The 26,216-nt window shown below is 67.9% G+C and carries 14 protein-coding genes; 12 read left to right on the top strand and 2 right to left on the bottom strand.

The window, feature by feature from the left end:
- Positions 1 to 117: 117 nt before the first annotated feature.
- Genes IPG50_34240 through IPG50_34230 form a run of 3 tightly spaced genes read left to right on the top strand, consistent with a single transcriptional unit; the run spans position 118 to position 9,185 of the window.
- Positions 118 to 4,539 (top strand): translocation/assembly module TamB domain-containing protein, encoded by a 4,422-nt coding sequence (locus IPG50_34240; GenBank protein MBK6697213.1) that lies wholly within the window; start codon positions 118 to 120, stop codon positions 4,537 to 4,539.
- Positions 4,540 to 4,577: 38 nt separating this feature from the next.
- Positions 4,578 to 7,973, top strand: coding sequence for a BamA/TamA family outer membrane protein (locus IPG50_34235; protein ID MBK6697212.1), 3,396 nt, complete (start codon positions 4,578 to 4,580; stop codon positions 7,971 to 7,973).
- 27 nt (positions 7,974 to 8,000) lie between these two features.
- A complete protein-coding gene (locus tag IPG50_34230; protein MBK6697211.1) occupies positions 8,001 to 9,185 on the top strand; it encodes a hypothetical protein in 1,185 nt (394 codons plus the stop codon).
- A gap of 87 nt (positions 9,186 to 9,272) precedes the next feature.
- On the opposite strand, the gene IPG50_34225 is transcribed toward IPG50_34230, so the two are convergent.
- Positions 9,273 to 9,974, bottom strand: a complete 702-nt coding sequence (locus IPG50_34225; protein ID MBK6697210.1) for a Uma2 family endonuclease — start codon at positions 9,972 to 9,974, stop codon at positions 9,273 to 9,275.
- 369 nt (positions 9,975 to 10,343) lie between these two features.
- On the opposite strand from IPG50_34225, the gene rplM reads away from it, so the two are divergent.
- The 4 genes from rplM (at position 10,344) to IPG50_34205 (ending at position 14,063) form a co-directional block, all read left to right on the top strand.
- Positions 10,344 to 10,811, top strand: coding sequence for a 50S ribosomal protein L13 (rplM, locus tag IPG50_34220; protein ID MBK6697209.1), 468 nt, complete (start codon positions 10,344 to 10,346; stop codon positions 10,809 to 10,811).
- A 2-nt stretch (positions 10,812 to 10,813) separates the two neighbouring features.
- Complete coding sequence (rpsI, locus tag IPG50_34215) at positions 10,814 to 11,212, top strand: 30S ribosomal protein S9 (protein ID MBK6697208.1); 399 nt, start codon at positions 10,814 to 10,816, stop codon at positions 11,210 to 11,212.
- 155 nt (positions 11,213 to 11,367) lie between these two features.
- Positions 11,368 to 11,709, top strand: a complete 342-nt coding sequence (locus IPG50_34210) for a hypothetical protein (protein ID MBK6697207.1) — start codon at positions 11,368 to 11,370, stop codon at positions 11,707 to 11,709.
- Positions 11,709 to 14,063 (top strand): hypothetical protein, encoded by a 2,355-nt coding sequence (locus tag IPG50_34205; GenBank protein ID MBK6697206.1) that lies wholly within the window; start codon positions 11,709 to 11,711, stop codon positions 14,061 to 14,063. The genes IPG50_34210 and IPG50_34205 overlap by 1 nt, the downstream gene beginning before the upstream one ends.
- Positions 14,064 to 14,090: 27 nt before the next feature.
- Here IPG50_34205 and IPG50_34200 read toward each other — a convergent pair whose 3' ends face one another.
- The gene (locus IPG50_34200; protein MBK6697205.1) at positions 14,091 to 14,696 is read right to left on the bottom strand and encodes a hypothetical protein; all 606 of its coding nucleotides are present in this window, start codon (positions 14,694 to 14,696) and stop codon (positions 14,091 to 14,093) included.
- 193 nt (positions 14,697 to 14,889) lie between these two features.
- On the opposite strand from IPG50_34200, the gene IPG50_34195 reads away from it, so the two are divergent.
- The 5 genes from IPG50_34195 (at position 14,890) to IPG50_34175 (ending at position 26,162) form a co-directional block, all read left to right on the top strand.
- Positions 14,890 to 15,882, top strand: a complete 993-nt coding sequence (locus IPG50_34195) for a SurA N-terminal domain-containing protein (GenBank protein MBK6697204.1) — start codon at positions 14,890 to 14,892, stop codon at positions 15,880 to 15,882.
- A 158-nt stretch (positions 15,883 to 16,040) separates the two neighbouring features.
- Positions 16,041 to 17,672, top strand: a complete 1,632-nt coding sequence (locus IPG50_34190; protein ID MBK6697203.1) for a hypothetical protein — start codon at positions 16,041 to 16,043, stop codon at positions 17,670 to 17,672.
- A 178-nt stretch (positions 17,673 to 17,850) separates the two neighbouring features.
- The gene (locus tag IPG50_34185; protein MBK6697202.1) at positions 17,851 to 18,900 is read left to right on the top strand and encodes a hypothetical protein; all 1,050 of its coding nucleotides are present in this window, start codon (positions 17,851 to 17,853) and stop codon (positions 18,898 to 18,900) included.
- Positions 18,901 to 19,136: 236 nt separating this feature from the next.
- Entirely contained in the window at positions 19,137 to 21,761 is a 2,625-nt protein-coding gene (locus IPG50_34180) for a hypothetical protein (protein MBK6697201.1), read from the top strand.
- A 543-nt stretch (positions 21,762 to 22,304) separates the two neighbouring features.
- The gene (locus IPG50_34175) at positions 22,305 to 26,162 is read left to right on the top strand and encodes a M36 family metallopeptidase (GenBank protein ID MBK6697200.1); all 3,858 of its coding nucleotides are present in this window, start codon (positions 22,305 to 22,307) and stop codon (positions 26,160 to 26,162) included.
- The last annotated feature ends 54 nt before the right edge of the window (positions 26,163 to 26,216 follow it).

Genomic DNA, 26,216 nt, shown 5'->3' with positions numbered 1-26,216 from the left:
TTGGCCCCGTGACGCTACGCTCTTGGGAGCGTGACGGAGGCTCATCGGGGCCCCGCCATGACTTAGAGCACGACCGCAGGCGTCCTACCAACGATGAGCACTGGCTACGCAGATCGCGTGCACGAACGACGCCCCTCGCGGCCGCGACGACGCGACCTCGGGCGGATCTTTGCGCGAGTCCTGTGCTTGCTCTTGGCGACGTTGGCGCTCCTGCCGGTGGCGCTCGCCATGGGTCTCCGCTCAACGGCTGTGAGGAAGTGGGCCGCAGCGAAGGTTGAGGAGGTCGCGCGGGCGCAGAAGGTCGCGGGCACCTTCAGCGTCGAGGTGTCGCTCGTGCCGCTCGCCTTCGTGCTGCGCGACGTACGCATTGAATCGAGCGACGGGGGCCCGCCGGCCCTCCTCGCGCAGCGGCTCGTCGTGCGGCCGAAGCTCTTTGGCTTGCTCGCCGGCAAGGTCGCCATCGACCAAGTGAGCATCGAGCGCCCCACCGTTCGCGTCGTCCTCGAGAAGGGCGAGCTCAAGAACCTCGCCATCAAGCTGCCCGAGTCCGACAAGACGGCCTCGGGTCCCTTTCACGCGCCCTTCAAGGCCATCGCCATCACCGAGGGGGCCTTCGACGTCCGCATCGACGAGACCACGCTTCGCGGCAAAGGCCTCGACCTCGACCTCGAGGCGCAAGACGACGTGCGGGCCGGCTCGTCGTTCGAGACGAAGCTGTGGGTCAGCTCGGGGACGGTGGAGCGTGAGCGGACGAGCGCCGCCGGCGAGAGAGCCTTCGACGAAGATCGGCTCTGCGACCTCAAAGGCACCTTACGCATCGATCCCGACGCCATCACGGTCCACCGGCTGGCGCTCGCGGCGTCCGTCGACCTGGATCCGGCCAAAGGGACGATGCCCGCTTGCGGCCTTCCGGAAGACGATCGGCGGCGCGTCGACGCCTCGCTGAGCCAACTGCGCGTGCGTCTGCCGAAAGACACCGAGGCGCTGCCGCAGATCTCCGGCCACGTGAAGGCGCGCGCTCCCATCGGACTCGGCGAGCGCTTCGTGTCGATGCCCCCGAATGACGGGTGGGTCGGCGTCGACGTCGAGATGCGTTTCGTCGACGGCATGAGGCTCCCCGAGCTTGACGGCTCGATTCGCGGCGCCGGGCTGCAGATCACGCACTACCGCTTCGCCGAGAAGCTCGAGGGCCAGCTGAGGACGCGCGGCGACGTGGTCATGGCGCCCAGGCTCGCCGTCGTCGTCGGCGACGCCAACGTCACCTTGAGCGATGTAGAGGTCCAGCCCTTCGTCAAAGGCATTCCTCTGAAGACTGGCCTCGAGATCAAGGGCCTCAACTTCACGTCGCTCTTGCGCGATCTCGGCGTGCACCCCCACTCGCACGTCGCCTGGGACATCCAAGAGGGCAAGGTCGCCACCATGGCGGGCACCATCATTCCTCTCCGCCTCGACGGCGACCTCGCGGCCAAGACGGAAGGCTTCGCCGTCTACGACGCGCCCGCCGACAGCCCCAAGAGCAAGATCAAGTCGCGGCTCATCGGAGTGCCGCAGGCGCTGCTCAACGCGCACGTCGCCATCCGCCACGACGGCGTTCAGTTCCAGCGGCTGAAGGTCACGACCCCCAAGAGCCTCATCGAGGGCGGCCTCGTCTCGCTCGGCTACAACGAGATCCTCCGCGTCGAGCTTCCGGCCGCCAAGCTCGACCTCGGCGAGCTCTCACCGCTCGGCAACGTCACTATCTCGGGGCAGGCCGACGCGCAGGTGGAGGTGACCGGTGCCTTCGGCGATCCTCGCATCGAGGCCGACGCCACCATTCAGGCCTTCTCCATCGGCGACATTCCCTTCGGCAACATCACCGCGGCGCACGTCCGCTTTCGCGATCTCGTCGTTGGCCTCACCAACGTGAAGGCCACCAAGGGCAAGAGCCACTACGAGATGCCCACGGCGACCATCGACTTCGGCGGCGCCGCGGGCCTCGCCATGGACGGTGTCGTGACGTCGCCGTCGTTCGACTTCAGAGACTTTCTGGCGCTGTGGCACATGGAGGACGACCCGCGCTTCCAGGAGATCGAAGGCTCCTTGGCCACGCGCTCCAACGTCCACATCGCCCTCGGCGGACCGCGCGACCCGTGCGGCGGCGGCTTCGTCGACATCGACGCGCACGCGAAGCTCAAAGACGTCACGTTCTTCGGTGAGCGCTTTGACGACGGCGAGGTCGACCTCGACTACGAGTGGCGAGATCGACTCGCGGGCCTCTACGGCGCCGACATCCAGGTGCACTCGTTTAGCCTCCGCAAGCTGCGCCCGTCGTCGCGAGCCCCGGGAACTCCCGGACCGCAGGGAGGCACGATCCTCGGCTCCGCCGCCGTGACGAAGGGCCGCATCTCCGGCAACGTGGTCATCCAGGGCGTCCCGCTGTCGACCGTTCAGACGCTGGGACCGCTCGGGCAGAAGCTCGAGGCCACGGCAGCGGGTTTTGCAAGGTTGAGCGGGACCGTCGACGAGTACACGATCGACGGAGACCTCGACGTGAGCCCCACACTCCTCCGCGGGACGCGCTTCGGACCGTCGCGGCTGCATTTCAAAATGCAGGAGGCGCCAACAACAAAGGCCAAGGTCGTCGGCAAGAGCGGGTGCGGGGCCCCGATCCTCGAAGCCTTCGACAAAGACGCGTACCTCAGAGACAAGTCGGTCCACGGGGAGACCCGCATCAACGGCGAGCTCTTCGGTGGACAGGTGAAGATCAACGACGCGTCGATGACGCGCGAAGACGATCCGGCCTTCAAGGCTGACATCGAGCTCAAGAAGCTCGACCTCGGCAGCGTCACACGCCTCGCAACAACGACCGGCACCGAAGGCGACGAGGCAACAGAAGGCGCGCCCACGGAGGGGACATTGAGCGGCGGCCTCGTGCTCTCGGGTCTCCGGAAGAGCGACTACTCCAAAGCGAAGATCGACTTTTCGCCGACCGAGCTCTCGGTGACGCAAGGCGGCCAACGGCTCTCGCTCAAGTCCACCGACGTGCGCCTCTCCGTGAAGGACGACGCGATGACGGTGCCGCCCTTGGCCTTCGAGCTGCGCGCCGAAAACGGCCTCGCGGGGACCGTACGCCTGAGCGGCACCGCCAAGAAGATCACGCGCGGCGCCGAGCTCGACCTCGCGGCGCAGCTCGACCCCATCGACCTCGGCGTCTTGGCCGGCACGATCCCGCGCATTCAGAAGGCGCAAGGGCAGCTGGCGGGCGTCGTTCGCGTGAAGGGCCGGGCCGTGAGCCCCGACGTCCAGGGACGCGTCGCCATCACCAACGGCGACTTCGTCGTGCAAGGGCTACCGAGCGCCATCACAGCGGTCAACGTCGAGGTCGAAGCCGATTCGAACGAGATTCGCATCGCGCGCGGCAACGCGCGTTTCGCTGGCGGAACGCTCGGCCTGACAGGCCGCCTGCCGCTGCGCGGCATGGGCTTCGGCGCCGGCGAGGTCGGTGTCGCTGCACGGGGCGTCCGCTTCGCGCCCGACGACGGCATCAAGCTGACGGCCGACGCGGACTTGGTCCTCGAGCTCTCACCGCCCACCAACGCCCGCGGCGGGCGGGGCAAGCTGCCCCACGTCGCCGGCGACGTGCTCATCACCTCGTTCGAATACTCGCGCCCCATGGCGCTGACCGGCTCGCTCGGCGATCCGAAGGCGCGGCGCGCCACCGTGGAGAGCTACGACCCGACCCTCGACTCGGTCACCCTCGACATCAACGTGCGGGCTCGCACGCCGCTCCGCATTCGCAACAACATGGTCGACGTGCAGCTCGGCATCGAGTCAGACGCGCTCCAGGTCGTCGGCACCAACCAGCGGATCGGACTTCGCGGCGAGCTCAAGTCGCAGCCGGGCGGGCGCTTTCACTTCCGCTCGAGCGAGTTCGAGGTCCGTCAAGCGCTCTTGCGTTTCGACGACCCGACGCGCATCGCACCGAACATCGACGTCGTGGCCATGACCGAGTACCGCCGCATGGGCGACTCGGCGAACGTCTCCGGCGCCGGCCGGCAGGCGGGCCTCTGGCGCATCACGCTCCACGCCTACGGCGAGGTCGACAACCTGAAGCTCGACATGACGAGCGATCCGCCGCTTTCACAGGAGGACATCGTCCTCCTCTTGACGGTCGGCATGACCCGCACCGAGCTCGACCAACTGCAGGCCGGCGCGCTCGGCGCCGGCGCCGCCCTTGAAGCCATCGCGGCCGCGAGCGGCGCCGACAGCGCCGTGAAGAAAGCCGTGCCGGTCATCGACGACTTCCGCTTCGGGAGCGCGTATTCGTCGCGAACGGGGCGCACCGAGCCGCAGGTCACGCTCGGCAAGCGCATCACCGAGAACGTGCGCGCCAGCGTCACGACGAGCCTCGCCGAGGATCGTGAGCTCCGCAGCAACATCGAGTGGCGCCTCAGTCGCGACTGGAGCCTTCGCGGCACCTACGACAACATCAACGATGCCGCTTCGTCGACGGTCGGTAACCTCGGCGCCGAGGTTCGGTGGCGCTTCGAGTTCCGGTAGGGTCGCGGGGACGAGTGCGAGTAGACTCCCTCGCCGCGATGCGCGCCCTGGTTCTATGTCTGTGCGCCGCGCTCGCCTTCTCGCGTGTTGCCATCGCCGCCGACCCTCCCAAGGGGCAAGGCGGCCAAGACGACGCAGTCGTTAGTCTCACGCCCGAGCCGCTCCCGCCGCAGCGCCCGTCGCTCCCGACACTGGAGAAGGGCGCGGATCTCTCCGCCTTCCTTGGCGCGCGCATCGCCAAGGTCGACGTCATCCTCGAAGGCGAGCGCTGGGGGCAGAAGGTCTTGCCCACGCCGACGGCGGTGAAAGCAGGCGATCTGCTCTCGATGACCGCCGTGCGCTCCGCCATCCATGAGATCGTGCGCACCGGTCGGTTCGCGCGCGCGTCGGCCTCCGCGGAGGCGACACCGGCCGGCGTGCGGCTCATCTTCCGCATCGTGGCGCGGAAGATCATCGACACCTTGACCATCGACCTGGGCGGCGCCGAGCTCGATCGCGACGAGCTCATTCGCGAGGCCGATCTCGCAGAAGGCTCGGAGCTCATCGGCGCCGACCTCTACGAGAAGCAGGAGCGCATCGAGCTTCTCTTGGCGCGTCGCGGCTACCCGGAAGCCAAGGTCACCATCACGACGCGCAGCACCGACGACCCGCTGCGCGCCGTGTTGCTCTTGGAGATCACCCCAAACGACCCTCGCATCCTCGCGGAGCGCGCGTTTTACGTGAGCGGCGGCAAGGGCGACGAACAGAAAGCCCTCACGGCGGGCTACCGCGTAAAGGCGGGAGACCGCGCCAACGAGGCGGCCCTCGACGGCGCCGACGAGGACCTCACGGCGAAGCTCCGCGGGCGCGGATACTTCGCAGCGAAGGTGTCGCACGACGTGGTGCGGTTCCGCGGCAAGGTGACGCTGCGCGTTCGCGTCGACGCGGGCCCGCGCACCCTGCCGCGCTACGAAGGGAACGACTCCTACGACGACGACACGCTCACGGCGGCGCTCGAGCTCGAGACGGAGAACGACTTCAACGGAGCGCGCCTCGCCGACAAGCTCCGCGACTTTTACATCAAGCGCGGCTTCTTCGACGCCGAGGTGACGGTCACGGAGCGAGGCACGGCGAAAGACCCGGTGCACCACCAGGTTTTTCACATCACCGAAGAGCGGCGCGTCGCCGTGACGGCCCGCACCTACCCGTGCTTGAAGGTCGACGAGATTAAGCGCCTGCGCAAACGGACCCGCGTCCTCTTCTTGACGCCGCTCTTGACCGACGACACGGCCTCGACGCCGGCGGCCATCGGCCGCGAGATCGACAGCTTCCTCGAAGAAGAGCTCCCTGGCAGCGACATCGTGACGAACGTCGATCCGAAGGCCATCGACGCCCTCGTCTCGCAAGCCGCCGGCAGCCGGGCCACGCCCATCGATCTCGATCCCACCGGGACGTACTCACCGGCCACCTACGAGCGAGCGACGGAGCACCTCAAGCAGCTCTTTCGCAACGAGGGCTACCTGCACGCGCAGGTCGGTCCCGTGCAGGCCATCCGGCGCCGCTGCGATCCGAAGTCGGCGCCGGGCACGTGCACGCCGCTGCCCTTGCCGTCGGCGCCACCGGATGTGTGCACCTACGACGCCTCCGGGTTGCCCTTGCCGGTGGCGCCGCTCGACGCCGCTCTGTCGTGCCAGCCCGATCCGCAACGCGGCGTTCGCTGCGAGAGTCAACTGGCGCTGCGCATGCCCATCAAGCTAGGCCCGCGCGTTCGCCTCTACGACGTGCGCATCGACGGCGCGCGCTACCTAACGGAAGACAAGCTCGCGCAAGAGGCGGACATCGCCGTGGGCCGCCCCGTGAGCATCACGGAGCTCGAAAAGGCGCGACGCCGCGTCGTTGACGCCTACAAAGAGGAGGGCTTCTACTACGCCGACGTCAAGCTCACGCTCGACGAGTCACCGGATCACACGAGGGCGCGCGCGACCTTGGAGATCCAAGAGGGCGAGCAGGTCATCGTGCGCGACATCGTCATCGTCGGCGCTGATCTCACGAGCGAAAAGGTGATCCGGAGGCGCATCGCGCTGATGCCGGGGCGGCCTTACCGTGCGAGCGATCGGCGCAAGACCGAGGAGCGCATCGGCACGCTCGGCGTCTTTACGAGCATCAACGTCGCCCTCTCCGATCCTTACGTTCCGCAGCGTTCGAAGACGGTCATCGTGACGGTGACGGAGGCCGCGCCGCGCTACGTCGACGTCGGCCCCGGCTTCTCGACGGGCGAAGGCGTGCGCTTCTTTGGCGAATACGGCGAGCGCAACATGCTCCGCTCCGCCATCGCCTTCACGAATCGCCTTCAGATCTCGTACCTGCCCGACGAGTTCATCATCGATCCAGAGGTGCGCCGCGTGTGGGCCACGGAGCTGAACGAGCCGTCGGAGCGCGTCGGCGTCCGCGAGACGGCGCGCCTCGACTTCCCCGAGATCGGCCTCGGCCCCCTCATGCGCATGTCCATCGAGGGCATCGCCCAGCAGCAGCCGCTCCGCGACTTTCGCTTGCGCAAGGTCGCCGGCATTCCGAGCTTTACGTACCGCCCTTTTCGCGAGCTGCTCTTCTCGATTTCACAAACCATCGAGTACAACGAGGCCAAGGTCTTCGCGAAAGGCACGGTCGAAGATCTCCTGGCTACGGCCAACCTCAGCCCAGAGATTCGACGCGCTCTCCGCGTGCCCGACGGCGGCAGCCAGGCCTACGCGCAGCGCCTCGTGGTGACCTGGGACCGCCGCGACAGCTCGCTGAACCCGCGCTCGGGAACCTATTTCGTAAGCGGCCTCGAGCACGTCGACTGGTTCAGCCTTCGCGACGACTCGGGTGCGAGCGCCGCGACGCGCGGTCACTTCCTCAAGTTCAGCGAGACCTTCTCGGGCTACGTGCCGCTAGGGCGCAGGCTCACGTTGGCGGCGCAGCTCCGGTTGGGCTGGAACTACCAGCTCACGAAGAACTCGACCACCTACCCCGATCGGCTCTTCTTCCTCGGCGGCTTCGAGTCGATGCGGGCTTGGTATTCGGACACGTTCATCCCGCAGGAGTTCATCGACCAGATCCTCACCGACGCCCGCGACCCGAACAAGAGCGCCGAGGACAAGCTCACAGCTCGCAAGATTCCTCTTCGCGGCGGAAACCTCATGATCAATCCCAAGGTCGAGCTGCGCATCCCTTTGGGCGGCGCTTGGGAGACGGCGCTCTTCACGGACATCGGCAACCTTTGGCGCGACGCCTCGACGCCCTTCGACACAGGCCGTTTTCCGATTCGCGTCGGCGTCGGCACGGGCATCCGCTACCAGTCGCCCATCGGCCCCGCCGTCCTTGACGTCGGCTTCAACACCACGCGCTACGTCATCAAGCGCGACGATCCGACCGAGTCGTTCGCGGCGATTCAATTCGCCATCGGCGTGTTCTGAGGGCGCCCTTCGCGTAACCTGCGGGCGATGCCCAAGCTCACGAAGAAGCTCGCCGCGAAGAAGCCGAAGAAAAACGCCGCGCCCAAGGCCGCCGCGAAGAAGACGCCGAAGGTGCCTGCGCCCGCGAAGCGCACGGTGCGTGCGGCACCGCGACCAGCAGCAAAGACGAAGGCGACGGGCTCGGGCCAGGCCGAGTACCTCCCCGGGGGGTTCGAGAAGTCGCTCGTCCGCATGAAGGCTCCGAAGGTCTCGGACGCCATCCTCATCAAGCGCCTCGCGGAAGAGGGCGGGAAGCTCGACAAGAAGTGGGGGCCGTTCCTCAAGAGCGACGAGAACGTCCGCCGCTACGGCTTCGCGTTGCCGAAGGGGCTCGTCGATCTCTTGGCTCTGGCCGATCGCTACCTCATCGAAGACTTGTCGGAGAAGATGCCGTCGTTCCGCTACCTGCGCGTTGCACCGGGCGGCTGGGAGATGCCCGAGGCGGCGAAGGGCGCGACGCTCATCGACACCGTCGTCACGAGGTTCGACTGGAACACGTTCTCCAACATGCAGCTCTGGGAGCACTTCGCCGGGACGATGTCGCTCGGGTGGGATCCCGGGGACAATCGCTACATGGTCGCGACGACCTACGACGCGGCGCCGGTCTTCTGGATGGACCACGAGACCGCCGACATGGCCGGCTGCGTCGCCTCCTCGCTCGAGAACTTTCTCCGCGTTCAGACCGGTGACGACGAGCGCGTCCCAAAGAACGAGCGCGCGCTGTCGCGCCAGCCAAGCCACTGGGAACGTGACAACGACAAGCTCGCGTATCTCGGCCTGCCGGAAGGCGTTCCCCTCACGGCCTGGCCCCCCTTCCTCTCCGCGCGCGCCGATTGGCTCGTCGCCATGATGGCCTTCGGGGGCCCCGAGTCGATGCTCGAGAAACCCGAGGTTGGCTGCTTCGACCTGGCTCGGGAGCTCCCCTTCCTCGCGGCCCGCGAACCGCTGGCGCTCTATTGGACGCTCCGGGCGCACTTCTTGGACGAGCGAGACGTCTTCGAGGAGGTCGCACCGCACGCCAAGGAGGCCTCGCCGCTCGCAGCGAGCCTGGTGGAGATGCTCGGCGCCCGTTGGAACGCCCCATCTGCCAAGCGGGCACTCCTTAAAAAGCGAAAGGACGCCCCGCGGACGGCCAAGTGGCCGACGGGCCTTTCGCGGGACCGGCTGGTTTAGGTTCAGTCGGCCTCTCCCCGTAAACGTGAACGTGCCCGTGCCCGTGGACGCTCTCTCTACGCCACTCGCCGGGGCACGAACGGCCTCTCATTCGCCTCGCAGCTTGGCTTCGAGCTCCGCCACTCGCGCCGCAAGGCCGCGGGCCTCGCGCTCGGCCTTGTCGCGCTCCTCCTCCGCCGCTGGCACCATGACGCCATCGCGCATCAACCGCAGGGCTGCGGGAAACTCACCGAACGGGGCGATGGTCCACGTCATCGCGGCGCCGAGCGCGCCCGACAGCGTGAGGCACGGGGTGGACTCCCCTTCGACGATGCGTTCGACGAGATCGCCAAGGATGAGATCCCACACGCGAAGGCGCTCGCCGACGTGCCCATCCATGTTGAAGCAAACGAGCTCCCGCACTCCGAGCTCGTGGTAGCGCTCAAGCTTCTCTTCGAAGGTCCACCGCTCCGGCGTGTCAGACGGGCTCAAGATCTCGACGGCGAGCTCGGGAATGCCCCGCTCCCAGGTCTTCCAGGAGTTGATCGGCTCGTCGACAACGCGCAGCTTCACGAAGGCGTCGGGCGCGAGCTGCCTCCGGTTGCTCCGAGCGTTCCAGTAGACGAACTGATCGGAGCCGCAGGAGTGCTGCGGCGCGACGAGACGTTTCAGCAGCGCGAAGAGGAGGAAGCAGAGTTCTAGGTGCCGTCGCGACTGTCCCAAGTGCTCCTCCCATGGCTCTGCCGACGGAAAGTCGGCGGGCCGCACGGGACGAACATGCGCGAGCTTGAGAGCAGGGCTGTCTGCCATGGGCTCTAGCTTAGTGTGCGCGTCCGGCCTTCGCTCGTGCGGCTGCATGCCGGACGACCGCGCACGCGCCGCGCCACGAGGGGCCGCGCGAAACTTCACGCCATTTCCCGCGCCGAGGCTGGCCGCGGACGGTTCTGGGTGGCCATGGACACGGGGCGGCGCGCAAGCGGAGATCGGGCACGTTCACGGGCACGGGACGGAAGAAGCGGGCGTCACTTGACACTCCCCACCCTGGCAAGTAGTTTCCCGCCCCCCCTCGGCGCCGCCCAGTTTTGGCACGGCGCTCCACGGTCGCTCCCGGAATTGCGGGTGCGCGGGGCGGGAAATGAAAGGCTTCACATGTCTGGGCAGGCGGCAGTTCACAACGCGATGAAAACGTTCTCCGAAAAGCCCGAATCGGCGCAGCACACGCGCGCCTGGTGGGTGATCGACGCCGACGGCATGCCGCTCGGGCGTCTCGCCAGCGAGGTGGCTTCGGTCCTCCGCGGAAAACACAAGCCGACCTACACCCCCCACGTCGACTGCGGTGACTTCGTCATCGTCGTGAACGCGGCCAAAGTGAAGCTCACGGGCAACAAGCTCGACAAGAAGTTCTACTCGCACCACTCCGGCATCCCCGGCGGCTTCAAGCAGGAGGCCTACCGCCACCTGATCGTCCGCAAGCCCGAGTTCCCCATTGAGAAGGCCGTCAAAGGCATGCTGCCGAAGAACGTCCTCGGCCGCGAGATGTTGACCAAGCTCAAGGTCTACGCGACAGCCGACCATCCGCACGCGGCGCAGAAGCCCGTGCCGATGCCCAGCCCCACCCAGAAGAAGAACGCGAAGGCGAAGGCTTGATCATGAGCTCCACTGACAACCGCACCTACTCCACTGGTAAGCGAAAGACCGCCGTTGCTCGCGTTTGGATCATGCCCGGCACGGGCGTGATGACCATCAACGGTCACCCGGCCGACCAATACTTCGAGCGCGAGACCTCGCGCATGATCGCGCGCCAATCGCTCGAGCTCCTCGAGATCACCGACAAGTACGACGTCCTCGCGACGGTCGCTGGCGGTGGCCACTCGGCGCAGGCGGAAGCCATGCGTCACGGCATCGCGCGCGCGCTCTGCCTCATCGCCGCCGACAACCGCCCGTCGCTCAAGCGAGCCGGCTTCTTGACGCGCGACGCGCGCAAGAAGGAGCGCAAGAAGTACGGTCAACCGGGCGCCCGCAAGCGCTTCCAGTACTCCAAGCGCTGAGTCCCTCGAGCCCGGTTCGCCGGGCTCGTTCACTTTCGCCGTCGTTTGGTTGGCATCGTTCGGTTGCCATCGTTCGGTTTATGGGGGGCGGCTGCCGCGTGACGCTCACGGGGGCTTCTCTTTCTCGGCTGGGCTGGGTCGTCTTCGGGGCGGCCGTGGCCACAGCCTTCGTGCGCGCGGCGACGGCGACGCCTCGACCGTCGTTGCCCCCGCTGACGGAAGCCGACCGCCGCACCGCCTACGCGCTCGTCGTCGCCGAGGAGCGCAACATGCGCCGCGAGGCGACCAAGGACTTCCCGGCCGATCCGTGGTCTGCCGACGACGCCTTTCACAACAACGAATACCGCCGCGCCAAGCAGATCGCGCAACAGAAGCGCATGAGCCTCCAGGACGTGCTCCGCGCGATGGATGACGGCATGCGCCTCCGCTGGCCAAAGCCCGCGGGCATTCACCAAAACCCGAGCGTGCCGCCTTGCCGGCCGCGGCCGATTCACTGATGAAGGCGCTCGCCGCATGGGTGGCGTCGCTGACGAGCGCCATTTCGCTCCTCGGTTCGCTGCTCGCGAAGACGTCGGTGCGGCTCGCGGCCTTCGCGGTGCTCGCGCTCGTGGCCACTTGGCCGATGCTGAGCGACGCCGCGTCCCTCAACACGTACCGCGACTCGCATCCGCTCGTGCAATACGAAGAGAGCGCGCGAAACACGGTGCTCACCTTCGGCCAAGTGCCGCTTTGGGACCCCTACTACTGCGGCGGCATGGATGGCCTCGGCACGCCGCAGAGTCGCTGGGCGTCGCCGACGTTTTTGCTCACGCTCGTCTTCGGCACGTTGCGCGCTGAGCCCATCGTCTGTTTCCTCTTCTTGCTCTTGGGGCTCGAAGGCACGTTTCGCTATGCGCGTTCGCGTGGCGCGACGCACCTCGGCGCGGCCCTCGCCGCACCGCTCTTCGGGCTCTCGGGCTTTTTCGCCGTGGCGCCGGCGCTGGGCTGGGTCCACTTCATGGGCTTCGCGCTCGTGCCGTGGATCGTCTGGGGTCTCCGCATCGCGATGCGCGGCGATGCGCTCGGCGTCGCCGTCAGCGCGGGCATGCTGGCCGCCATGGTGGGCTTCGGCGGCACGTACCCGGCGCCCATGACGGCGCTCTTTTGCGCCTTCGAGGTCGGGGAGGCGCTCTGGGCCAAGAAACATGACCGCGCCCGACTGAATACGGCGGCCAGCATGGCAACGTTGGTCGCGCTCTTCGCGTTGGGCCTCGCGGCGCTGCGCCTGTGGCCGGTCATCCAGACGTTGACCATGGCGCCGCGCATCATCGGCGGCGCGCCGACGCTCACGCCGCAGAAGATCGCCCTGGGCCTCTTGGGGCGCATCAAGCCCGACGAAGCCGGCGACTTTCCTTTGAGCGGCAACTACCTCGTCGGGATGTTCGGTGGCTTGGCGTTTGTCGTGGGCCTCCTCCGTCGTCGCACCATGGCCATCACGACGGCCGCGTTTCTCTCGCTGTGGCTCGCCTCCGGGTACGGCGCCAAGATCTCACTCTTCGCCGCTCTCAAGGGACTGCCGGTCTACTCCACGTTGCGCTACCCCGAGCGGTTCCTCGTGCTCTTCGCCCTCGCCGCGAGCGCCGTCGCGGCCTTGGGCGTCACGCGACTTCAGGCCATGACGCGGGCCCGCGGTCAGGGCGCGCGGCGCGACCAGCTACGCCTTCTTGGAGGCGCGACGCTAACGGTAGCCGTCACGCTCTTGCTCGCGAACCTCGGTCCCCTCGTGAGCAACATGCAAACGGCGCTCAAGGGCCGGCCCATGGATACGCCGCCGGAGCGCGCCGTTGGCGAGTTCCACCAGGCGCGCGGCACCCGCTGGGCGCTCGCGTACTACGGACCCATGTCGCGCGGCGTGCTCTCTTGCTACGACGCCTACCCGGTCCCGCAGTCGCCGCTCTTGCGCGGAGACCTCGCGAACGAGGAGTACCTCGCCGAGCCGGACGCGGGCACCGTCACGCGGACCTATTGGAGCCCCAACAAGATCGAGCTCGACGTCGACCTCGCGCGAGGTGCTCGCCTCCTCGTGAACCAGAACTGGCACCCGGGCTGGCGCGCGAGCGTGGGCGACGTCGTGAGCTCGACGGGCCTCCTCGGGGTCGACCTGCCCGCCGGCAAACATCACGTGGTCTTGCGCTTTTTGCCGCGCGCGGCCGTGGGTGGGGCGCTCATCTCGTTCGCTTCGTTGGGCCTCTTGCTTCTCTTCCTCCGAAAGGCTCGACGCCTGTCGGGCGCGGCCCGGAGCAAGCTCGCCTGGCGCATGGCCGCAGCGACGACCGCGGCGGTCCTGCTCGCCGGGGGCGCAGCCTTCGCCTTGGTCAGGGAGCCGGCGCTCGTGAAGCCTCCGGCGGCGACGCCGGAAGGCACGCCGCTCGTCCTCGAGAAGCTGCCCGATGGCGTCGCACCGCTCGCCGTGAAGTTCGCCGACGGCATGACCCTCGAGGGGGCGCGCCTACGCCGTACGACCGTGCTCCCGGAAGAGACGCTGACGCTCGATCTCTACTGGCGCGTCGCCGAAAACGTCGACCGTCGCCTCGGCGTGTTCGTGCACTTCGTCGCCTCCGAGGGCGAGGACATCCGGGCCGACCACGTCATGCTCTCCGACGCCATCGAGCCGGAGCGCGCGCCGAAGGGCGTCCTTCTGCACGACGTCGTGACCGTGGTGATTCCTCACGACACGTCGGGCAAGACGTTCAAGGCCTTCACCGGCGTGTGGCGCGTGCGCGGCGACACGAAGCGCGTCAACGTCATCGACGAAGGCAAAGGCGTCGTCGAGAAACATCGCGTCGAACTCGGCACCGTCACGGTGCGATAGCTGGGTCCGCGCCAAGCCCGACGACCGTCAGGGCACGCGGCGCAGGATGTACATCCAAGAGAATCCGTTGATGTTCGTGAACTGAACCGTGAGTTCGTTGCCGGAGACCGAATAGGCCCAGTTGGGCGCCGATTGCTGGCCGCCGCAATCGACGGTCATCACCATGCGCGTCCCCGAGTACTTCACCGTGCCACCGTACGAGTAGTGCCAGCCGTCGCTGTTCTTGGTCTGCCACTCGTAGCGACCGCCTTGGAGCCACAGGTCTGCCGCCAGCTTCGGCTGCGTACCACTCGACATCACGATGGCTTGCTTGAGCACGTAGTGCCCGTCGGCGACCTTGCCGCCGGTGGCGTCGGGGAGCGACCCCGAGGGATTGCCGTCGACACGCAGGAACGCGCCCGTTGGGGTCTGCTTGCAACCGAGCGGCTCCGCAGCGGCCGCGTCTTCGGGCTCGGGGTCTTCGGTGCCCGAGGAGGCGTCGCGGGCAGGCGGCGCTTCTTCCGCGCTCGCCTCCGGTGTGCCGCCGTCGGCAACGGCGAAGTAGCCACCGCCACCGGCCGAGCAAGCCAACGCGTGCACCGAGAGAGACAGCCCTAGAGAGGCAAGGACGGACGAGGCGAGACGTTCGCTCATGCGGCGCACTTAGTCCGCGAAGTTCCCTTGAGCCACGTCGGCGACGCTATTGGCCCCGTGCGGTCGAACGACTCCTCTCGGGCGCGACGAAAAGATCCGTGGGAGCACAATTCCCGGGCCCGCGCGAGCACAAGGCCCGACTGCCACCCCCGCATGAGTGGTGCCGAAAAGGCCCCCGTGGTAACGCTTCCGGATGCTTTCCCGGCTCGCAGCACGCACCAAGGCGAAGGCCGCCGCGCTCATGACGGCGGCGCTTTGTTCGGCCATCGCCAGCTCCGCCCACGGGACCATCGTGGAGCGCGTGGTCGCTGTCGTCGGCGAACGCCCCGTGCTGCTGACCGATCTGCGCAAGCGCGCCCGCCCCTACGTCTATCAAATCTACTCGAGCTCGCCGAACGAGGCGCAGCGCGCCGCTCAAGAGAGCGAGATGTACCGCGAGCTTCTCAATCGCATGATCGACGAGCGCCTCCAAGATCAGGCGGCGGACAAGGCGCGGCTAGCGGTTACGGCCGAAGAGGTCGACCGGGGCCTCAAAAACAAGGCCGCCAGCTTGGGGCTCACCGTCAAAGATCTGTTGGCTGAGGCCAAGAGGCAGGGCCTCGTCGAGGCCGACTACCGAGACGAAGTGCGCCGCCAGCTCCTCGAGGGCAAGCTCATTCAGCTTCGCGTGATGAGCCGCGTTCGTGTGAGCGAAGACGACGCCCGCAACGAATACGCGCGTTGGGTCGGACAGCTCACCAACACGCTGTTCGTCGAGCCGCTCATGATCGCGAGGCCCATCGCCGGCATGGGCGACACGGAAGTGAAAGAGGAGCTCCGGCTCGCGGCCGAAGCCGTGCAAAAGGCCCGCTCGGGCACGCCCTATTGCAAGGTCGTGGAGCAATACTCCAAAGACGTGCAGACGAAGAACGTCTGCGGCTCGCGCGGCCTGCAGCCGATGACGGCCCTCTTTCCGGAGCTCGAGGCCGCGGTCAAGACGCTTCGCCCCGGCGAGGTCAGCGACCCGATCGTGATCGCCGGGCAGGCGGTCTTGGTCGTCTCCATCACCAAGGCGCCGCGCATCCCGGCCTTCGAGGAGGTGCGCGAGCAGATGCAGGAGCGCGCCATGGGCCAGGTCATCGACCGCCAGCGCAAGCTGTGGCTCGAGGAGCTACGCCGCGGCATCTACATCGACGTGCGGCTGTGACGCTCGCGTCTGCCGCGGCGTAGGTCTTCGCCTGCGCGCGACGGGGACCGCCAGCGGGCGACCCGCCCTGGGGCTCTTTTTCGACGAGGGCACCGCGCCGCGTGCGCCGCGCGCAAGCTGCGCTAGAAAAGCCCGGCGTCCTTCGGCGCGGAGAGCCCATGCCCCAATCCGCTCGCTTCTCTCTCGTCCCCTGGGCCCTGGGCCTTACGGCGCTCGCTTTTGCTGTCGTGGTGGCTTGCGGCGATGGCGACGCGCCCACTGCAACGGAACCGCCCGCGCCTTCGTCGACGTCGGCGTCCGGGGCGCGCCCCGCCGACGCGGGCGGCTCACCACTCACCAACCCGCTCCCGGGTGACGCCGCGGCCAGTCGCGTGCCCCGCTTCAAGGAGGTGAAGGGCGTCCTCCACGTTCACTCGGCGTATTCGCACGACGCGTGCGACGGCGAAGGGATCGTCGACGGCGGCCTCAACACGGCGTGCATCGATGACCTGCGCGCGGCACCGTGCAACGTGGGCCTCGACTACGTGAACCTCACGGACCACCCGGCTCACATGAACGAATACGAGCCGGCGAAGAACCTCTTGTACAGCGCCGCCAAAGGCGACGAGCTCATCCTGGGCCAAGACGGCGTCTCGCCCATCGGCAACCTCGTGTCGTGCCCCGGCGGTCGCAAGGTGCTCTTCACCTTTGGCTACGAAGGCAACCACACGTTGCCGCTGATGATGGACCGGCATCCCACGCAATACGGCGCCTACGCGACCACAAGGCCCCTCGCGGAGGTCAAGGCGCTCGTCGCCGACCTCAAGAGCGCCGGCGCGCTGGTCGCGTTGGCTCACTCCGAACAAGCGGACCTCACGGCGGACCTCATCGTCGAAGGCGGGGCCGACCTCATGGAGTGGTACAACCCGCACGGCAACTTCCTGAAGACGCTCGGGGTGACCGACCGGGTGACGGGCAACCCGCTCGCGCTTCTCTCGCTCTTCGGCAAGCTCGATCCGTTCTTGGCGGGCTCGACCTCCGGCGCGCACGCCGACCTCCTGTACCTCCCGCTGCTCACCGAGTGGCCCGTCGAGGGCTTCACCAAATGGCGCGAGGTGCAGAAGAAGCGCTTCGTCCCCGGCGTCTTCGGCTCCGACGTCCACCAAAACGTCAGCATCGACCCCGTGTGCAAGGGGGCCGCGCAGCAGGCGCTGTGCACCGCCGCAGCGGGAGGAAAGAACGCCGCGCTCGGGCTCTTGCTCGCCGGCGGCCAGCTCGTCCTCAGCGACGGCAAGCGCCTCGACAGCTACGACCGCATCATGCGTTGGCTTCGGAACGTCACGTTGACCAATGACCTGACGCCGGCTGGCGTGAAGGGCGCGCTTCGCGAAGGGCGCAGCTACGGCGTGTTCTCGGTCTTCGGCGAGCCGACGGGGTTCTACTTCGAGGGCAACGCCGGCGGCACGATGCTCGACATGGGCGGCCTCGCGAAGGGCCCCATCGCGCTCACCATGAAGGTGCCCGACGCGCCAACGCCGACGCAAACGGCCGTGAGCTTCGACGCGAATGCCGCCAAGAGCGCCGCAGTGCGCGCCGTGCTCTTCCGCACCGATGGGAGCGGCACGGTGGAGGTCGCCTCGGCGACGGCGCTCGGTGCGACGCTGAACAAGACCGTGACCGAGCCCGGCTCGTACCACGTCGAGATTTGGCTCAAGCCGAAGCACCTCACGGCGGCGCTGGGGCCTCAAACAGCCTTGGCCGACCGCGAGTTCCTCTGGCTGATTTCGAATCCTATTCGACTGGAAAACTAGGCGAATAGCGGCGAGCGGCAGCCGGATCGTTTCGATCCGATGGACGCCGCAGGCGAGCCTCGCTCCGGATCCACGCGATCCGCAACCTCGATTCCGCGCCACTTTTTGAGTGGCACGGTCGCTGCTCAAAGGGACCTCGTCGCCGCCGGTTTCAATCACCCGGCCGTGGAGGTCCCCGATGAGTCGAGTTCGTCAAACGTCTGCGCGTTCTCTCGGTGCGTTGGTCGCGTTGGCCACGTGCGGGCTCCTGGCCGCGTGCAGCAGCAACGACACGACGGACGAAGTGATGACGGTGCAGGGCACGGTTTCGTCGAAGCTCGTGCTCGACAACGCGAAGGCCGTCGCCGTCCTCAACGACGGAACGCGCATCATGGCGCCGCTCGACGCATCGCGTGACTTCACCGTGCAAGTTCCCGTCGGCACGTCGTTCCGCCTTCTCATCGTCAACCAGCTCGCGACCGGCGGTCAGGCGACGGTAGCTCAGGTCGGCGTGCCGAGCTCCGACGGCGTCGCGACGACGCCGTGGATCGGAGCCAACAAGGCGCAGGTCGTGAACCTCGGCGTGCTCAAGGTCGGTGCGCCCGTCGCGGCCGGCTCGAACGTCGGCGGCGCCGCGGCGGCGGCCGGCGGTGCGACCGGCGGAGGCGCAGGCTCGGAGGGTCCGGCGGCGGCTGGCTCCGCAATCGGCGGCGGCGGCGCTGCCGGATCGGCGGGCGGCGCGACCGGTGGTGGCTCGAGTGGGCGCGGCGGCAGCTCCGGTGGCGATGACGACGAGAAGCCCGGTGTCGGCTCGGCCAGCGGAGGCGGCGCGGGAAGCGACGACGAGGGCGACGACGACGACGACAAGCGCGGAGGCGGCTCACGGCACGACGATGACAAACCGTGCAAGTCCGGCGGCAAGGGCGAGCTTGACGACGACGACAGCGACAAGGGCGGTGGCGGCGACAAGAAGAAGGTCGATCGCGACGACGACGAGAAGTGCGACGTCTGCACCGCCGGCGCCCCCGTCACGGTGAAGCCGTCGAAGCCACTCGGCGCCGATTGCCACGACAAGTCGGGCACCAAGAAGAAGGCGGCGTACGACGATCAAAAGCCCTGCGCGAAGAAGGCTTCGCCTCCGCCGGTCTCCAAGCCCGAGCCGCAAGGCGGCAAGTGCCAGGTTTCGGCGCAGTGTTCGAGCGCCTGCTCGTGCGTCGCCTCGAGCTGCGCGTCAAAGACCGGCTACTGACAAGACGGTGCGGAGGTCGCCCCTGGTTTTTGGATCGGAAGGCGTCCCGTTCGCGGGGCGCCTTCGCGTCATTTTGTGGCGCGCGACTTTCCTCTCTTTCGCGGCTTGTGAGCGACGCGTACTCTCCTCGCCGGGGTGGCCCTCGGGCGTGCTTCCTTCTCTTCGGCGAAAGCCGACTCGACTTAGCGCGCTCCTTCTCCACCCCTTATTTCTTCGCCCTGCCAACCGGAGTCCTCGTGAACGACCTCGGGCGAGTCTTGTTACGCCGCGGTGCCGTCGTCTTCCTCGACGATGTGCGAAGTGGCGCGCCGGCCGCCGTCGGCGCGGGAGGCCCGGCAGCACCGCTCGTGGCGATGACGGCGCTCGAAGCCGACCTTGCGGACATGGGCTTTCTGCTCGCCGTGGATCTCCAGAAGGCGCTGCGGGCTCTGGACTCCGAGCGATTGGCCTCCGTCGGCGCGGGGCTGCTCGACGCCTTGGCGCGAGATCTCGGCGCGCACGCGGCGCACGTGCCTCTCTTTCGCGGCTTTCCTCAGTCCGTGCCGCACGACACCCACGAGCTCTTCTTGCTGCGCCTCTTTGCGTGGCTGTGGACTGACCCGGGGCAGCCTTGCCCCCTCTGCGGCACCGACCGCGAGCTCCACGTCCTGGACCCCTGCGGCCACGTGGTCTGTGGCCATTGCTGGAATGGCGCAGACTACAGCGGTTGTCCGATTTGCCATTGCCGCATCAACCTGGACAGCCCCTTCTTGAAGGGGCCGCCGGGGCTCGTGCCGCCGAAGCCTCCGCCGATAGTGACGGGCTCCAGCCAAGAAGCCCCGAAGAAGCCGCGGCGACTACGCCTCTTGCGCCTCGGGACCGATGGCCCCGTGAAGGTGCGCGAGCTGTACCTCCGCCTTCTGGGGCGGGCGACGCCTCTCTCCCGCAGGGACCGCGATGACCTCGGCGTCATCCTCACCGACGCAAAGGACGAGGCCATTTCGTGGCTGCCGAGCAAGATTCCCATCAAGTCGACGATGGCCATCGCCATTGGCGGCCTCGTGGCCTCGGCCCATCGCAAGGACAAGGCGCTCGAAGCGTCGCAAGGTCACTTGCGAACGGCCACAGACATGCTCCGCGTCCTCATGGTGCTCTGGGGCGCCGAGCCTGATCTCGTGAAATTCCCGCGGCGCTTGACTTCGATGCCGCGCGCGCTCCGCAGGACCGTCATGGAGCAGCTCGAGCGACTCGAGCTCGGCGCCTTGGCCGAAGACCTGCGCCGCTACGCGCGCATTTGGCAACGCGTCGGACACGTCCTTCACCCCTTCGAACAAGCGACGCGCTTCCCGAAGGTGGCGGCCGCCTTTGCGGCGATTCGAGGAACCGACCTCGCGAAGACGTCGAAGGCCCTGCGCGCTCCGATCGACGCGGCGACGACAGCACACCGCGGTGCGCTCCGCTTGGACCGTCGACACCTTCGCGTGGAGTCGTTTGCCGCGAAGCTCGAGGTGGCGTTCCGCACCAAGGACTTCTCCCGTGCCACGGCGCTCCTGGCGACGAGACCGGGCGAGCTGCTGAGGCGCAGCGACTGGCTCCTCCGGCAGGTGCAATCGACACCAACGGCGCTTGCCGGCGCCCTCTGCGCCATCGCCGACGCGGTGCCCAAGGGCGCGCCGGCGACGCTTCTGACGCTGCGCGCCCACCTCCAGCGGCGCGACGCGAAGCTGCCGCTCCGGGTGTTCTTTCCGCAGGCCGAGACCACGCTCGTGTGGCGTCGTGACGACCATCGAGACGTCCTCTCCGCTGACACCACGACCGCGCTCGGCGATGCGATCACGCGCGAGCTTCTCCAGAGGCTGAGCGGAGCGACGCCGTTTGCGCACGCTTACCTGGACGAAGCGCTCCGCGACCTCCCGTTGCCGACGGTCGAGCGGACCGCCGCGCGGAGTCTCATCGCCACGCCGCGCGGCAGCGTGTTTCCGCTTCCCGAGGGGCAGACGTTGCGCCTCTTCGTCCACTGGATGGAGAGCGAAAAGCAGCGCGTCGATCTCGATCTGTCGGCGGCGCTCTTTGACGGGAGCTGGAACTACGTGGATCGCTGCGACTTCGGAAGCCTGCGCCTCTCGGGCGCCGTTCATTCAGGCGATCTGACGTCGGCGCCGCCGCCGCTCGGAGCGTCCGAGTTCATCGATCTCGACGTACCGGCGCTCAAGAGGCGCGGCGACGTCCGCTACGTCGTGCCGGGCGTCCTTAGCTACAACGCCGTTCCCTTCGACGGGATGCCGGAGGCCTTCGCGGGAGTCCTCTCGCCGGCGCCTGAAGGGAGACACTTTGATCCGAAGGCCGTCGCGCAACGCTTCGACTTGCAGGGGCCCGCGGAGGTCCTCGTCCCCATCGTGCTCGACCTCGAGGCTCGCTCGGTCCGCTGGCTCGACATCAACCTCACGCCGAAGGCCGGCACCTACCGAACGGTGTACCAAAACGCCAAGACCTTGGGCCTCCTTGCAGGGGCCGTCGTGGCTCACTTCAGGCTCGGCGTTCGGCCGACGCTCTGGGACGTGGCCACGCTGCACGCGGCGGCGCGAACGCGAAGCGTCGATGTGCGGCGGCGCCCCGGCATGAGCGAGCGGGTCTTGCGCTTCCGGCGTGAGGGCGACGAATCCATCGAGCAGTTCCATCGCCGCCTTACGCGGCTCGAAGGGGCCGTTTCGGCCGACGACGTCTCGCCCTGCGCGGAGGCCAGCTTCGCGGCGCTCCTCAAGGACGACATCCCGATGGCGCGCGGCAGCACGGCCTACGTTCTCGATCGACGCGTGCTGACGGCGGAAGACGCCACGCTGCTCGCAGCCAGCGATCTTACGGCTGAGCTCTCCGTGAAGTAGAACCGAGGCGCGTCGCGAGCCTCAGCAGTAGTACGAGCGCTGCGTGACCGGGGCGCACTGGACGCCGCTCTCGTGCGGAACGAAGGCGTCCTGCGCGCGGTGTTGCGGGGATCGTCTCGCGGTCCGCGAGAAGGTCGACGCCAGGAGACCCTTCACGCGAACAAGGAGGCTCGGCTCGAGCCTCGCGGCGCAATCGGGGCATTCGGCTCCCGTCGGCGCGACGGCCCGGCGACAAGACCAACAGGGTGCGGAGGAGGGTCGGGCTTGGGACGAGCGGCTCATGGTGAGGGAGCGGAATGCACCCCGCAGGCCAAGTGTCGCATGAGGACAAAGTCGCGAAAGCACACGCGGGCACGACGGCGCGCCGAGCGGCGGATCCCAAAGTGTGAACTCACGTGGGGCGAGGCGCGCTGGAGGCGGCAAGATTTCGCAGGGTTGAGGCGGGACAAGCCCCGCCTAGAGTCTGCGATGCCCGACGATGCGCGGCCGCTGTTTGACGGCCCGCTGGGCCGGTGGCACAGGAGCCCCCGAACGCGAGGCAACATGTTGTTCCGATTCCGCCTTTTGGGTCCTTCGCTCCTGTTCTTGGCGTGCGGGCCGGCGGACTCTGCCGCGCCCCGCGCAACGCCGCCGGAAGCCGCCGAGCCCGTTGTGACCGTCGCGCGCATCGCCCATCGCGACGCACGCTCCGGCGCACCAACCTTCCTCTGGTTGAACCGTGAGGGCTCGGCGTTCAAGTCCACCCGCGCCGCAGCGGAGGCCGCCACCCGGGGCGTGGCCAAAGCCTTCAACATGACCGAGGCCGCGGCGCTCGCGCTGCACGAGGTCGAGCTCGACGAGCGGGGCCCTGTGGCCATCGCGAGGTTCGCGCAGCGAGCCCACGGCCTCGAGATCTTCCGCTCGAACCTCGCCGTCGCCATCTCGAAGCGTGGCCTCGAACCGGTCGCCGCGTCGGGTCTCCTCGCCACGAGTCTCACGGGCAGCGAGCGCGCGTTTCAGAGAACGACGCTCTCCGCCGCCAGGGCGGCTTACATGACGGGGGCTCGCATGACCGGGCTCCCCGCCAGCGCAACGACGCCGCTCTTGGCCCTCGGCGCTCTCGATGACTACGAGCGTTTCGCCGCCGACGGCTTGAAGGTTCCCGCGCGCGCGAAGCGCGTCTTCTTCCCCATCACAAGCGAGGGCCAGACCACCCTCGAGCCGGCCCACTACGTCGAGCTGCAATGGAAGAGCGGCGCGGCGCGCTCGATGGTCATCTCGGCACAAGACGGGCGGGTCCTCTTCGACAACGACCTCGTCAAGTACGACTACACGTATCGCGTCTACGCCGACCCGGCGACGCTGCTTCCCCTCGATGGACCGCAGGGCAACGGCTACAACCCGCACCCGACCGGCAAACCCGATCGCACGAAGCTCGCGTGGACCACGAGCCAGCTCGTCACGCTGCCGAACTTCCCCTTCTCAAAGAACGATCCGTGGCTGCCGGCGGCGGCCACGCGCACCGAAGGCAACAACGTCTTTGCCTACGGCGACGTCGTCGATCCCGACGGCCTCGACGCTGCGGACGTGCTCGCCCCGGCGACGGGGACGAAGTTCGACTTCCTCTACGACGTCAACGCGTCGCCCGAGAAGACGCTCGCGTCGCAACGCGCCTCCGTCACGCAGCTCTTCTACGTGACGAACTTCATGCACGATTGGTTCTACGACGCAGGCTTCGACGAAAAGTCGGGCAACCACCAGACCGACAACCTCGGACGCGGCGGCAAGGGCAAAGACGCCCTCCTCGCAGAAGCGCAGGACGCCAGCGGGCGCAACAACGCCAACGCCACGGTCCCGCGCGACGGTCAGTCGCCGCGCATTCAGATGTTCGTGTTCTCGGGCTCGTCGGACGCGTCGTTGATCATGAACTCACCGACGACCATCGCCGGAACGAAGGTCGCTGGCATCGCGAGCGGCTTTGGCAAAGACCTCTTCGACCTCACGGGCGACGTCGTCCTCGGCGTCGACGACGGCGGCGCCGACGCCAACGACGGCTGCGAGCCGCTGGGGCCGGTAGCGGGAAAGATCGTGCTGCTCCACCGCGGCACGTGTTCGTTCGCGCAGAAGGCCCAGAACGCGCAAGCCGCCGGCGCCGTGGGCGCCATCATCGCCAACACGTCGGCGTCGGCGCAGCCCAACAACGCGCCCTTCATGGGCGGCACCCAGCAGGGCATCACGATCCCCGTCTTGTCGCTCTCCCAGCCCGACGGCCAAGCCCTCGAAGGCGCCCTCGCGGAGAACCCGTCGGTCACGATGAAGCGAGTCGGCGGCGTCGACGTCGACGGGGCCCTCGACACGAGCATCGTGACCCACGAGTGGGGCCACGTCCTTTCGGGGCGGCTCGTCGGCGACGGCAATGGCCTGAACACGAACCAGGCCGGCGGCCTCGGCGAAGGCTGGGCCGACTTCACCGCGCTCTTGGTGGCGTCTCGCGCCGACGCGGGCGGCAACTACGGCGGCGTCTACACCAACGGCTCTTACGCCATGAGCGGCAGCGGCGACGACATCTACTTTGGGACGAGGCGCGTCCCGTATTCGGTCGATGTCACCAAGAACCCGCTGACGTTCAAGCACATCCAGAACGGCGTCGCGCTGCCGAGCGACAAGGCCGCCATTAGCTTCGGCGAAGATGGCGGGTCGAACTCGGAGGTCCACAACACCGGCGAGGTGTGGGCCACGATGCTTTGGGAGTGTTACGTCGCGTTGCTCAAGGACGGCCGCTACTCTTTCGCGAAGGCGCAAGAGCGCATGAAGCGCTACCTGGTGGCGTCGCTGAAGTTGACACCGCCGGACCCGACGCTCCTTGAGGCGCGCGACGCTGTGCTGGCCGCCGCCCTCGCCAGCGACGCGGAAGACGCGACGCTCTTTTGGAAGGCCTTTGCGAGGCGCGGCGCCGGAGCGGGCGCCGAAGGCCCGCCGAAGGACAGCGCGTCGAACGCCGGCGTGAAGGAGAGCTTCTACGCCGGCAACGCCGCCGTGGTCACCAAGGCCACGCTCGTCGACGACGCCATCAGCTGCGATCACGACGGCATCCTCGACGAGGGCGAGGTCGCCACCATCGAGTTGACGGTCAAGAACGCCGGCGCCGGGGTCCTCGAAAGCACCAAGGCGCGCGTGACGTCGAAGACGCCCGGCGTCTCCTTGGTCGACGGCACGGAGGTTCCCTTGGCGAAGCTCAAGCCCTTCGAGACCACCACGCTGAAGCTCAAGACGGCGATGCGGAGCGCGAGGCCGCTCGATCTCGTCGAGCTCGAGGTCTCCTTCGACGACGCGAGCTTCGATGGGGGCCAGCCGGTACGCGTCACCTTGCCGACGCGGTACCAAGCCGACGAGGCCCCCGAGAGCGCGACCAAGGACGAGGTCGAGACGAAGAACACCGCGTGGAAGCCCAGCGGCGGTTCGTCGCAGCTCAAGTGGACCCGCGCTGCCGAGGGCAGCAATTCCTTCTGGACCATCCCCAACGGCCTGCAGACGGAAGACACGCGACTCGCGTCGCCGGCTTTCAAGGTGGAGGGCACGACCTTCAGCCTGAGCTACCGGCACCGATGGTTCTTCCGCTCGTCGGTGCGCCGCAAGGTTGACCAAGATGGCGGCGTCGTGGAGCTCAGCCTCGACGGCACGACGTGGAAGGACATCTCGACGTACGGCGCCGTTGACTACAACACCACGCTCGACGCAAACAGCCGCGGCGACAACCCGCTGAAGGGCCTCAAGGCCTACGGCAACAAGAGCCCCGGCTACCCTGACAAGTGGGTCGACTCGAAGATCGACGTGACGTTGCCCGCTCCCGCCGACAAGGTTCAAGTCCGCTTCCGCGTCGGCAACGGCGATGGCTTCACGACCTCGGCCGAAGGCTGGGACGTCGACGACATCGAGATCCTCGGCGCCACCACGAAGCCCTTCTGGTCCTTCGTTCCCCAAGAAGACAACTGCGACCCCAACGGCCCGACGGTCAACGCAGGCCCGAACCAGAACGTGCGCCCCCGCGAGGTCGTGCGCTTCGCAGGCAGCGGCACGCACCCGACGGACAAGGCGCTCACGTACCTGTGGCGGCAAGTGGCAGGCCCTGCCGTGAAGCTCCGCGAGGAGGAAGGCCCCACGCCGTCCTTCGAGGCGCCCGAGGCCCCGGCGACGCTCGGCTTCGAGCTGCGCGCCCACGACGGCGCGCTCTTGAGCGCCGCGTCGCGCGTGGAGGTCAACGTTACGCCCGTCGATGCAGGCTCATCCGGCGACGACAGCGGCTGCTCTTGTCGCAGCGCCGCTGTGGCCAAGTCGAACGAATCGCTCGGCGTGCCTATCGTAGGCTTGGCGGTCGCGGCCACGCTGGCGGTGCGCCGGCGCCGACGCTCCCCGCACGCCTGACGCCCTCACGGGACCGGGTCTCGACAGGTCGCCCTCGCGACCCCACACTCGAGC

The sequence above is a fragment of the Myxococcales bacterium genome (genome assembly GCA_016703425.1).
Taxonomy (GTDB): domain Bacteria; phylum Myxococcota_A; class Polyangia; order Polyangiales; family Polyangiaceae; genus JADJCA01.
This window is presented reverse-complemented; position numbering and strand designations above follow the sequence as displayed.

Coding starts and splice junctions, on each gene's coding strand:
- IPG50_34235 (MBK6697212.1), top strand. CDS start 4,578: ATGCGCGCCCTGGTTCTATGTCTGTGCGCCGCGCTCGCCTTCTCGCGT.
- IPG50_34230 (MBK6697211.1), top strand. CDS start 8,001: ATGCCCAAGCTCACGAAGAAGCTCGCCGCGAAGAAGCCGAAGAAAAAC.
- IPG50_34225 (MBK6697210.1), bottom strand. CDS start 9,974: ATGGCAGACAGCCCTGCTCTCAAGCTCGCGCATGTTCGTCCCGTGCGG.
- rplM (MBK6697209.1), top strand. CDS start 10,344: ATGAAAACGTTCTCCGAAAAGCCCGAATCGGCGCAGCACACGCGCGCC.
- rpsI (MBK6697208.1), top strand. CDS start 10,814: ATGAGCTCCACTGACAACCGCACCTACTCCACTGGTAAGCGAAAGACC.
- IPG50_34205 (MBK6697206.1), top strand. CDS start 11,709: ATGAAGGCGCTCGCCGCATGGGTGGCGTCGCTGACGAGCGCCATTTCG.
- IPG50_34200 (MBK6697205.1), bottom strand. CDS start 14,696: ATGAGCGAACGTCTCGCCTCGTCCGTCCTTGCCTCTCTAGGGCTGTCT.
- IPG50_34195 (MBK6697204.1), top strand. CDS start 14,890: ATGCTTTCCCGGCTCGCAGCACGCACCAAGGCGAAGGCCGCCGCGCTC.
- IPG50_34190 (MBK6697203.1), top strand. CDS start 16,041: ATGCCCCAATCCGCTCGCTTCTCTCTCGTCCCCTGGGCCCTGGGCCTT.
- IPG50_34185 (MBK6697202.1), top strand. CDS start 17,851: ATGAGTCGAGTTCGTCAAACGTCTGCGCGTTCTCTCGGTGCGTTGGTC.
- IPG50_34175 (MBK6697200.1), top strand. CDS start 22,305: ATGTTGTTCCGATTCCGCCTTTTGGGTCCTTCGCTCCTGTTCTTGGCG.